This is a genomic window from Salinicola sp. 4072 (genome assembly GCF_036663415.1).
Lineage (GTDB): Bacteria > Pseudomonadota > Gammaproteobacteria > Pseudomonadales > Halomonadaceae > Salinicola > Salinicola salarius_A.
On the sequence record NZ_JAXOVV010000059.1, the window covers coordinates 1 to 3,744 of the forward strand.

Below are 3,744 nucleotides of genomic sequence, written 5' to 3' on the forward strand. Positions count from 1 at the left end.
TTATATGATCGGTTACTACAGCAGCCTCCGGCCGCACAAGCATAACGATGGGATACCGCCGAATTTGGCAGAAAAGAACTACTGGAATGCTCAAAGCTCGGTGGCCAAAAGCACTTGACCACTACACTTTCTGAGCTGCCTGGGCGGCAGCGAACGCTATGGTGATTACGCTATCGCCGTCGAGTTCTTTCTGAGCTGCCTGGGCGGCAGCGAACAATCAGACAGACGATCTGATCGACATGATCCGTTTCTGAGCTGCCTGGGCGGCAGCGAACTTTCAATTTCTCTACTCCTCCGATTAATCTTCCTTTCTGAGCTGCCTGGGCGGCAGCGAACGCCGAGGCGTCGTTGCTCGTGCTGTAGGTGTTTTTCTGAGCTGCCTGGGCGGCAGCGAACGAATCAGGATAGGTCAGCTTCGAGTCGATGACTTTCTGAGCTGCCTGGGCGGCAGCGAACCCAGCCGCCGCCCTGACCGGCGGCGCGGGGGTTTTCTGAGCTGCCTGGGCGGCAGCGAACGTGGTCGATCAACTCAACGGCTACTGGTTACTTTTCTGAGCTGCCTGGGCGGCAGCGAACTGACATTCATTGACGGCCTAGTTGGCCGCTAATTTCTGAGCTGCCTGGGCGGCAGCGAACCGCTGCCCACGGTTATGTGGTGTGTTGATCATTTTCTGAGCTGCCTGGGCGGCAGCGAACCTGGGCATTGAGAACACACCTGAAGCACTGGTTTTCTGAGCTGCCTGGGCGGCAGCGAACATCGATAGGTCGGCTGGACATGCCGCCGGATTTTTCTGAGCTGCCTGGGCGGCAGCGAACTTGCCGGTGCGCAACGTCAAGCCAGAGATCACTTTCTGAGCTGCCTGGGCGGCAGCGAACGGCACCGCCGCGAACATCCAGCTTGCTCGGCGTTTCTGAGCTGCCTGGGCGGCAGCGAACATAGCGATGTCGCGCCAGTATTGGGAGATAATTTTCTGAGCTGCCTGGGCGGCAGCGAACAGGCCAGATAATGACGGCGCAGCTGACGATATTTTCTGAGCTGCCTGGGCGGCAGCGAACCGAAATAGTCGCACACACTCAGACGAGCAGGTTTTCTGAGCTGCCTGGGCGGCAGCGAACCCTGAGAACGCGATAGACCGTCTCGCACTCGTTTTCTGAGCTGCCTGGGCGGCAGCGAACCGCGTGTCGGAAGACCATTCGTGCGTGATCCCTTTCTGAGCTGCCTGGGCGGCAGCGAACCCGTTCGATGGCGAGTATCAGCTGCCGGTCGATTTCTGAGCTGCCTGGGCGGCAGCGAACAAGCGATCTTCCGTCGACGACACGATTCTTAGTTTCTGAGCTGCCTGGGCGGCAGCGAACATCGAGCCGGAGCACGTCTACAAGCGCTTCCCTTTCTGAGCTGCCTGGGCGGCAGCGAACTGGCGTTCCCATCATCAGCGCCAGGGGTCGTATTTCTGAGCTGCCTGGGCGGCAGCGAACCGTGGCCTGCGGGACACAGCCCTTTCTCAGATTTTCTGAGCTGCCTGGGCGGCAGCGAACATGCCGGAATCCTGGCGACGTGCAACAGTGGATTTCTGAGCTGCCTGGGCGGCAGCGAACAGCGATTACCCGCTGGCTGAGGACGTGACTCGTTTCTGAGCTGCCTGGGCGGCAGCGAACTGCCCATCCAGCTATGCCGATAAAGCCGTCACATTCTGAGCTGCCTGGGCGGCAGCGAACGACCGTTCAACGCCGCCCATCCACACTGTAAAATTCTGAGCTGCCTGGGCGGCAGCGAACGGCTCGCCATCGGTTGAATCGGTTCTGAATCAATTCTGAGCTGCCTGGGCGGCAGCGAACAAACAAGCGCTCCAGCAGATTTTCGGGGCCGAATTCTGAGCTGCCTGGGCGGCAGCGAACATGGCCGGACTACTCGGCAACATCGGTATTCAATTCTGAGCTGCCTGGGCGGCAGCGAACTCCTCGACCGCCAGTTTCATGAGCCGCTGCCAATTCTGAGCTGCCTGGGCGGCAGCGAACGCTGACTATGACTCAGGGCGCTCTCCCCTACTATTCTGAGCTGCCTGGGCGGCAGCGAACGCGTTCGTCCATGCCTGGGGTGGCCTGAACGTATTCTGAGCTGCCTGGGCGGCAGCGAACGCTGCTGGCGATGCCGACCACCTTGTCCTTCAATTCTGAGCTGCCTGGGCGGCAGCGAACCAGCGGCGGTGCCGCGCCTTGTTTTCCCGGATATTCTGAGCTGCCTGGGCGGCAGCGAACACGCTGGCTGCCCTGGCCGACTACCGCTACCAATTCTGAGCTGCCTGGGCGGCAGCGAACCTTGAAAGCGAGCCGCTGACCAAGTTCCTCGAATTCTGAGCTGCCTGGGCGGCAGCGAACCTGGATCGCGATGGAGCTGGCCTACATCTGCCATTCTGAGCTGCCTGGGCGGCAGCGAACTCCAGCTGCTTGAGCGCCTTGCGCATGGCGATATTCTGAGCTGCCTGGGCGGCAGCGAACGACCGGGCGCGGGGCGGTAGGGCTTGGGATAGATTCTGAGCTGCCTGGGCGGCAGCGAACCGCCACCTGCAGACCGGCATCCAGCTGCTATTATTCTGAGCTGCCTGGGCGGCAGCGAACTATGCCAACCAGCCGCCGCCCGTGGGCCAGCCATTCTGAGCTGCCTGGGCGGCAGCGAACCTTCAGCACGCGGTGACGGCGCGTCGATCGCTTATTCTGAGCTGCCTGGGCGGCAGCGAACATGGTGAACAGCATGCGCCCGGCCTTTACGGCATTCTGAGCTGCCTGGGCGGCAGCGAACTAGAGGTTACTACAAATAACGTCCTGATTGTTAAAGAGCTTTGGATGAAAAAAGCGACATCCCCCTTTTCTGGGCAATGTCGCTAACTAATTGATTTTAAAAGACCCATTTTTGGTTTGCAAAAAAGGGTCAGAACCAGGGCACCGTGGCTTCCGAGCTCAAGCCGTAGTGATTGAAACTACCGACAGCGGGCTGCGACTGCGTCTTGCCGTGTTCAATGAACAGCGCAAAGCGCTGACCGCTGGATCGGCTGCTGACTTGCACGAATGGCAAGGCGATTTGCCGTGCAGCGGGCTTCTCCATCAGGCGCTGCGCTTCATCGAACTCGATGCCATGGCGCTTGGCATAGCGTTTTGCGCGGCTTGGACTGCCCGTATTGAACTGCCTGCGCTGAACGACCCGATAGCTCACCTCGGCGGGCACCGGCTGAACGGCTTCGAGCTGCACATGATCCCGCATGCCGGTGAGCCACGGCATCGCCATCAGTTGCTCCAGCCGTTCCTTGCTGCCATGCAACCGCAGCCGATCGCCCGGCGTACGGGCGCGCACGCCGAACTTGTGATCAGGGAAGCTGACGCCGATGTCATTGGCATCCAGATCGAAAAGCGCACGATGCAGCTTGCCGTAGAGCGCCCCCATCAATATGGCGGGCGGGAAATCCGGATCGGGGCGCAGGCGAATGTCGAGATAGTGGTCCATGGCTTACTCCACATCGCCGAAAACGCCGCCACGAATCAGGGTCGCCATGACAAAGTGCTGCTGTTCTACAGGTGGAACTTGGTCTTCTTTAGCCCATTTATCTAATAGGTTATAAAAATCCATTGTAACTATTCAGGTGGCTGCGGATGGCATGTCGCCAACCACCTGATTTTTTTGGCATAGTGTGCCTGATCCTTCGGCACGTCTATGCGGTGACATGACCATCAGCGATATCAACGTCGACGAGG

At 59.6% G+C, this 3,744-nt stretch carries 2 protein-coding genes and 1 CRISPR repeat array; both genes read right to left on the reverse strand.

Going from position 1 to position 3,744, the window contains the following annotated elements:
* Positions 1 to 127: 127 nt before the first annotated feature.
* Positions 128 to 2,797: direct repeats of the CRISPR family, unit length 28 nt; unit sequence TTTCTGAGCTGCCTGGGCGGCAGCGAAC.
* Between the two features lie 129 nt (positions 2,798 to 2,926).
* On the reverse strand, positions 2,927 to 3,496 hold the full coding sequence (cas6f, locus tag R3F72_RS18355; RefSeq protein ID WP_332780457.1) for a type I-F CRISPR-associated endoribonuclease Cas6/Csy4: 570 nt from the start codon (positions 3,494 to 3,496) through the stop codon (positions 2,927 to 2,929).
* 3 nt (positions 3,497 to 3,499) lie between these two features.
* Complete coding sequence (locus R3F72_RS18360) at positions 3,500 to 3,619, reverse strand: type I-F CRISPR-associated protein Cas7f/Csy3 (protein ID WP_332780458.1); 120 nt, start codon at positions 3,617 to 3,619, stop codon at positions 3,500 to 3,502.
* Positions 3,620 to 3,744: the final 125 nt, after the last annotated feature.

Bases quoted from the DNA above. Each gene is read 5' to 3' on its own strand.
- cas6f (WP_332780457.1), bottom strand. From the start codon at position 3,496: ATGGACCACTATCTCGACATTCGCCTGCGCCCCGATCCGGATTTCCCG.
- R3F72_RS18360 (WP_332780458.1), bottom strand. From the start codon at position 3,619: ATGGATTTTTATAACCTATTAGATAAATGGGCTAAAGAAGACCAAGTT.